Annotated in this window: 7 protein-coding genes and 1 pseudogene; 6 read left to right on the plus strand and 2 right to left on the minus strand. The window is 70.6% G+C overall.

The features are described 5' to 3' along the window. Window positions 1–659, minus strand: a pseudogene (locus BN11_RS11845) (hypothetical protein); the annotation flags it as partial. 48 nt (window positions 660–707) lie between these two features. Continuing rightward, window positions 708–1,637: a 2,3,4,5-tetrahydropyridine-2,6-dicarboxylate N-succinyltransferase gene (dapD, locus tag BN11_RS11850; protein ID WP_048697962.1), complete on the minus strand. Its 930-nt coding sequence runs from the start codon at window positions 1,635–1,637 to the stop codon at window positions 708–710. Between the two features lie 183 nt (window positions 1,638–1,820). Between dapD and dapE the strand changes: the two genes are divergently transcribed. From dapE to BN11_RS23715, 6 genes are all read left to right on the plus strand, one after another. Continuing rightward, window positions 1,821–2,906, plus strand: coding sequence for a succinyl-diaminopimelate desuccinylase (dapE, locus tag BN11_RS11855; RefSeq protein WP_053084087.1), 1,086 nt, complete (start codon window positions 1,821–1,823; stop codon window positions 2,904–2,906). Then, window positions 2,894–3,709, plus strand: coding sequence for an LOG family protein (locus BN11_RS11860; RefSeq protein WP_083433707.1), 816 nt, complete (start codon window positions 2,894–2,896; stop codon window positions 3,707–3,709). The genes dapE and BN11_RS11860 overlap by 13 nt, the downstream gene beginning before the upstream one ends. Further along, entirely contained in the window at window positions 3,706–4,056 is a 351-nt protein-coding gene (locus tag BN11_RS21320; RefSeq protein ID WP_053084088.1) for a DivIVA domain-containing protein, read from the plus strand. Before BN11_RS11860 ends, BN11_RS21320 begins: the two co-directional genes overlap by 4 nt. A gap of 6 nt (window positions 4,057–4,062) precedes the next feature. Further along, the gene (locus BN11_RS11870) at window positions 4,063–4,530 is read left to right on the plus strand and encodes an SRPBCC family protein (RefSeq protein WP_048697967.1); all 468 of its coding nucleotides are present in this window, start codon (window positions 4,063–4,065) and stop codon (window positions 4,528–4,530) included. Between the two features lie 140 nt (window positions 4,531–4,670). After that, window positions 4,671–4,844 carry a DUF3117 domain-containing protein gene (locus BN11_RS21885; RefSeq protein WP_083433708.1) on the plus strand — a complete coding sequence of 58 codons (174 nt, stop codon included), beginning with the start codon at window positions 4,671–4,673 and terminating at the stop codon, window positions 4,842–4,844. 114 nt (window positions 4,845–4,958) lie between these two features. Beyond that, on the plus strand, window positions 4,959–5,159 hold a 201-nt coding region (locus tag BN11_RS23715), incomplete at its 3' end, for a hypothetical protein (protein ID WP_048697970.1).

Genomic DNA, 5,159 nt, shown 5'->3' on the forward strand with positions numbered 1-5,159 from the left:
CGGCAGGCGATGCCGGCGGGGGAATGGCCGGTCAGCGCCGAGGCGAGCACGCGCCCCTGGTCCTCGTGGTCGGCATACGCATCGGGGTAGGCGCTGCGCTGGACCTCCTGCGCCACCTCGGTGATCGAGCGGTCCTCGTAGTCGTCGATGGTGACCAGGGCGTCGTAGAACTTTCCCGCCGCATAGAGGGGGTCCATGATCTCCTCGATGCTGCCCCACCCCTGGGAGGGCCGCTGCTGGAAGAGGCCGACGGAATCACGGTCGCCGTAGTCGAGATTGCGCAACTCCGATTCCTGCATGGCGGTCGCGATCGCGATCGTCGCCGCCCGCGGCGGCAGGCCGCGCTTGATCGCGACCGAGGTGATCAGGGAGGCGTTGCGCAGCTGCTCCGGGGTGAACGCGAAGGTCATGTCGCCGGCGGTCGCCTTGCACGTGGGCCCGGTCATCCAGCGGGCGGTGAAGAGCCCGAGACCGATCAGGGCGGCGAGCAGCGCGCCGACCGCGACCCCGACGAGGGTGCGGCGCAGCCGGTATGACGGCCGGCCGGGTGCGTGCGCCGGAGGCGGGTATGCGGCGGTGATGGGTGTGTCCTGCCGTGTGATGAGTGCCGTGAGATGAGTGGCTGTCGGCGGTCTTTTGGTTGGAGTGTTCGGGTCCACGCGAGGAATCGGAGCGACGCGCGGCGCGGAAGAGAACCTCGCGGGGTGTCAGTCGTTGGCGTGCAGAGCGCTGTTGAGCACGATGCCGTGGCCGTCGCGCGGCCGGGCCTCGACGGCACCGGTGACCGAGTTGCGGATGAAGAGCAGGTTGCTCTGACCGGACAACTCGCGGGCCTTGGCGATGGTTCCGTCGGGCAGAGTGACTTTGGTGCCGGCGGTCAAATAGAGCCCCGCCTCGACGACGCAGTCGTCGCCGAGCGCGATGCCGAGTCCGGACTCGGCCCCGAGCAGGCAACGCTGCCCGATCGAGACCCGCTCGGTGCCGCCGCCGGAGAGGGTGCCCATCGTCGAGGCGCCGCCGCCGATGTCCGAGCCGTCGCCGACGACGACGCCCTGGCTGATGCGGCCCTCCACCATCGAGGTGCCGAGGGTGCCGGCGTTGAAGTTGACGAAGCCCTCGTGCATGACCGTGGTGCCACTGGCCAGGTGTGCGCCCAAGCGCACCCGGTCGGCGTCGGCGATGCGGACGCCGGACGGGACGACGTAGTCGACCATGCGGGGGAACTTGTCGATGCCGTAGACGATCACCGGGCCCCGGGCACGCAGCCGCATCCGGGTCTGCTCGAAACCCTCCACCGCGCACGGCCCGAAATTGGTCCACACCACGTTGGGCAACACCGCGAAGATGCCGTCGAGGTTGATCGAGTTGGGCTCGATCAGGCGGTGGCTGAGCAGGTGCAGGCGCAGGTAGGCGTCGGCGGTCGTGGCCGGCGGCGTATCGAGGTCGGAGCCGACGGCCACGGGCAGGATCCGCACGCCCCGCTCGGGGTCCTCGGACCGCATCGCCTCGAACTCCGCCGGGATGGGGGGTTCGTCGTGGTCGCCGAGCTGCGGGTCCGGATACCAGGCGTCGAGAGTGGTGCCGTCCATGGTCACGGTGGTCAGCCCGAAACCCCAGGCGTAGCGGGAAGTCGTCATGGGGCACATCGTAGGTTGCGGGCCGGGACACGCTGCGCTCCAACACAGCGACCTGCACGCGGCCTCCACCGGCCCCGCTCGCGCAAACCTGGCCCCGCTCGCGCAAAACCTGGCCCCGCTCGCGCAACCCGGCCCGGCGAAGGTGGACCTTTGCGTTCGCCCGGGGCGACTATGGTTCGGTCCATGCCATCCCTGGACCTTGCGCTCGATGCGGTCGACCTGACGGCTGCCGTGTGCGACATCGAGTCGGTGAGCCAGGACGAGGCGGCCCTGGCCGACGCCATCGAGGCCGCCCTGCGCGCCCTGCCCCACCTGCACCTGACCCGGATCGGCAACAGCGTCATCGCCCGCACGGAGCAGGGCGGGGCGGAGCGGATCGTCCTCGCCGGCCACATCGACACCGTGCCGCTGACGACCGACCCGCCCAACCTGCCGACCACGCGCGTCACCGACGCTGCCGGCGCCGACATCCTTCGCGGCCGCGGCACAGTCGACATGAAGGGCGGCGTCGCGGTCATGCTGCGCATCGCCGCCACCGTCCCGCAGCCCAACCGCGACGTCACCTTCGTCTTCTACGAGGCCGAGGAAATCGACAGCCAGTACAACGGCCTCGGCCTGATCGAGCAGCAGGCCCCACACCTGATCGACGACGCCGCCTTCGCCGTCCTGATGGAGCCCACCGACGCCGCCGTCGAGGGCGGCTGCAAGGGCACGCTGCGGGCCGAGATCACCACCAAGGGCATCGCCGCCCACTCCGCCCGGCCGTGGAAGGGGCACAACGCGATCCACGACGCCGGCGAGATCCTGCGGCGGCTCACGGCATACGAGCCGCAAACCAAGATCGTCGACGAACTCGAATACCGCGAGGCCCTCAATGCCGTCCTCATCGGCGGCGGCACGGCCACCAATGTCATCCCCGACCGGTGCGTCGTGACCGTCAACTACCGCTACGCCCCTTCCCTCGGGCCCGACGAGGCCGAGGCGCACGTGCGCGAGGTGTTCGACGGCTTCGAGATCGCCATCGTCGACAACGCCGCGGGCGCCCGGCCCGGCATGCACCTGCCGGCCGCCAAGGCCTTCGTCGCCGCGCTCGACCTGCCCGTCAGCGCCAAACAGGGGTGGACCGACGTCGCGCGCTTCTCCGCGATGGGCGTGCCCGCCGTCAACTTCGGGCCGGGGGACCCCAACCTCGCCCACATGGACGACGAGCAGTGCCCCACCGCGCAGTACACCACCTGCGAGGAGGCCCTGGTCCGATGGCTTCGGTGAAGCGCGGGCACTCGCCCGAGAACGTCTACCACCGTGGTCCGGCGACGCTGCGGCGCTCCCAGGTCCCCAGCACCACCACCGACCAGCGATTGCTGGAGGGCAACGACGGGGCGAGCTGGCTGCATACCGACCCCTGGCGGGTCTTGCGGATCCAGAGCGAGTTCGTCGAAGGCTTCGGGGCGCTCGCCGAACTCGGCCCCGCCATCTCCGTCTTCGGCTCCGCGCGCACCCCGCGCGACCACCCGACATACGACCTTGGGGTCCACGTCGGGCGGCATATCGCCGAGGCGGGCTACGCGTGCATCACCGGCGGCGGGCCCGGGGTGATGGAAGCCGCCAACAAGGGCGCGCTCGAGTCGGGCGGGGTGTCCGTCGGGCTCGGCATCGAACTGCCCTTCGAGACCGGGCTGAACGAGTTCGTCGACCTCGGCATCAACTTCCGCTACTTCTTCGTGCGCAAGACGATGTTCATCAAATACGCGGAGGGATTCGTCGTCCTGCCCGGCGGCATGGGCACACTCGACGAGCTTTTCGAGGCCATCACCTTGGTCCAGACGCAGAAGATCTCCTCCTTCCCGATCGTGCTGATCGGTTCGGACTACTGGCAGGAGCTGATCGACTGGCTCGGTTCGACGGCGCTGGGCCGCGGCACGATCGGCGAGGCCGACCTGTCGCTGGTGCAGATCGTCGACGACCCGGCCGAGGCCGTCGCGCTGGTCGTCGCCGGCGCCCGCCACGGCCAAGACCCCGCCGTGGGGCAGGATGGCGAGGAAGTCCACGGAACCTCGGAGGCGGAGTCATGATCTGGGTCTTCTTCACGGTCGTCGCGGTGCTGCTGGTGGCCGCCTTCGCCGGCCTCATCGCCCGCCGCGCGACCTACGACTCGCTGCCGGAGCCGGTGCACACCGCCCACGACGTGCAGGCCGCTCGGATCGAACGCGCCAGCGACATCGACCACATCCACTTCGACACCGCGCTGCGCGGCTACCGGATGGACCAGGTCGACGCGGTGCTGGAGACGCTGCGCACCAAACTCCTGGCGTATGAGGCGGGCGACCGGCCGACGACGCGGCTCAGCCGGGTCTCACCGCGCGTCACGCCGCCGTCGGCAGAGCGCAGCCGGATTCCGACGCCCCCGCCCGGGGAGTAGACGCTTGTGAGCGCCTTCCGGATCGTGCGTCGCACCGGACTCGACGTCGAGGAAGCCTGGGCGGCCCTGACCGACTTCGAGGCCCACGGCGACGTGGTCCCGCTGACCCGGCTCGAACTCGACCCCGGCCCGCCGCGCCTCGGCTGGGGCCTCCACGCCGGCACCGGCGTCGGCCCAATTCGCCTGTGGGACCACATGATCGTCACGATCTGGTCGCCGCCCCCTCGGATCGACGCGACCCCGGCGGAGTTCCGCGTCGTCAAGATCGGCCGGTGGCTGCGGGGCTGGGCCCACGTGGTCATCGAACCCGACGGGAGCGGCTCGTGCGTCAAGTGGACCGAGGAGGTGCTCCCACGATTCGACCCCGTGCCGCGGCTGAGCGCCCCGCTCTCCCGCCGCGCCGGCGAGCGGATCTTCTCCCGCACCGTCGAGGGGCTGCTCATCCGGGCCGAGGCCGCCGACACGCTCCGCTGAGCAGGGGGGCGATTTCCGCTCTGCCGCAAGCGTGGGGGATAATGGGACGGATGGCCGGGCACGTGTCCGGTCCTGGATTACAACACGGGACGACCGGAGCTTCCGGAGCACGACCTCGTGGACAAGAAGGGATTGCGCCCATGGCGGCAATGAAGCCTCGGACCGGCGACGGGCCTTTGGAAGTGACCAAGGAAGGTCGCGGCATCGTGCTGCGCATGCCCCTGGAAGGGGGCGGCCGTCTCGTCGTCGAGATGACGCCCGACGAGGTACGCGCCCTCGGCGACGCCATCGCCAACTGCGAGGGCCTCAACTAGCCCCGCCGGCACCAGGATCCACTGCGGGAGTCGATCTCCCGCCGGTCAGCGCCCCTGACGACCACGGTCGTCCGGGGCGCTTGTCGTGCCGGGGGTGGTTAGGGTTGGTAGATCATGTCCCCCTCCGCGCTCCCGCCCCTGCCGGTCATCGAGACCCAGCCGCTGCCGATCGACGCCGCCGCCGTCCTGCCGGCCGACGACGCGGCCGCCTACGCCGTCCTGCTCGCCCCCGATGCCGACTGGGGTGGTGCCATCGCCCAGGCGTGGCCCGCTGCGCCGGCTGAACTCGCGGCGCTGATCGACGCGTATGGCGCG

Origin of the sequence: Nostocoides australiense Ben110, from assembly GCF_001050535.1 — a bacterium.
Classification (GTDB): Bacteria; Actinomycetota; Actinomycetes; order Actinomycetales; family Dermatophilaceae; genus Nostocoides_A; species Nostocoides_A australiense.

Coding starts and splice junctions, on each gene's coding strand:
- BN11_RS21320 (WP_053084088.1), top strand. CDS start 3,706: ATGATCTGGGTCTTCTTCACGGTCGTCGCGGTGCTGCTGGTGGCCGCC.
- dapD (WP_048697962.1), bottom strand. CDS start 1,637: ATGACGACTTCCCGCTACGCCTGGGGTTTCGGGCTGACCACCGTGACC.
- dapE (WP_053084087.1), top strand. CDS start 1,821: ATGCCATCCCTGGACCTTGCGCTCGATGCGGTCGACCTGACGGCTGCC.
- BN11_RS11860 (WP_083433707.1), top strand. CDS start 2,894: ATGGCTTCGGTGAAGCGCGGGCACTCGCCCGAGAACGTCTACCACCGT.
- BN11_RS21885 (WP_083433708.1), top strand. CDS start 4,671: ATGGCGGCAATGAAGCCTCGGACCGGCGACGGGCCTTTGGAAGTGACC.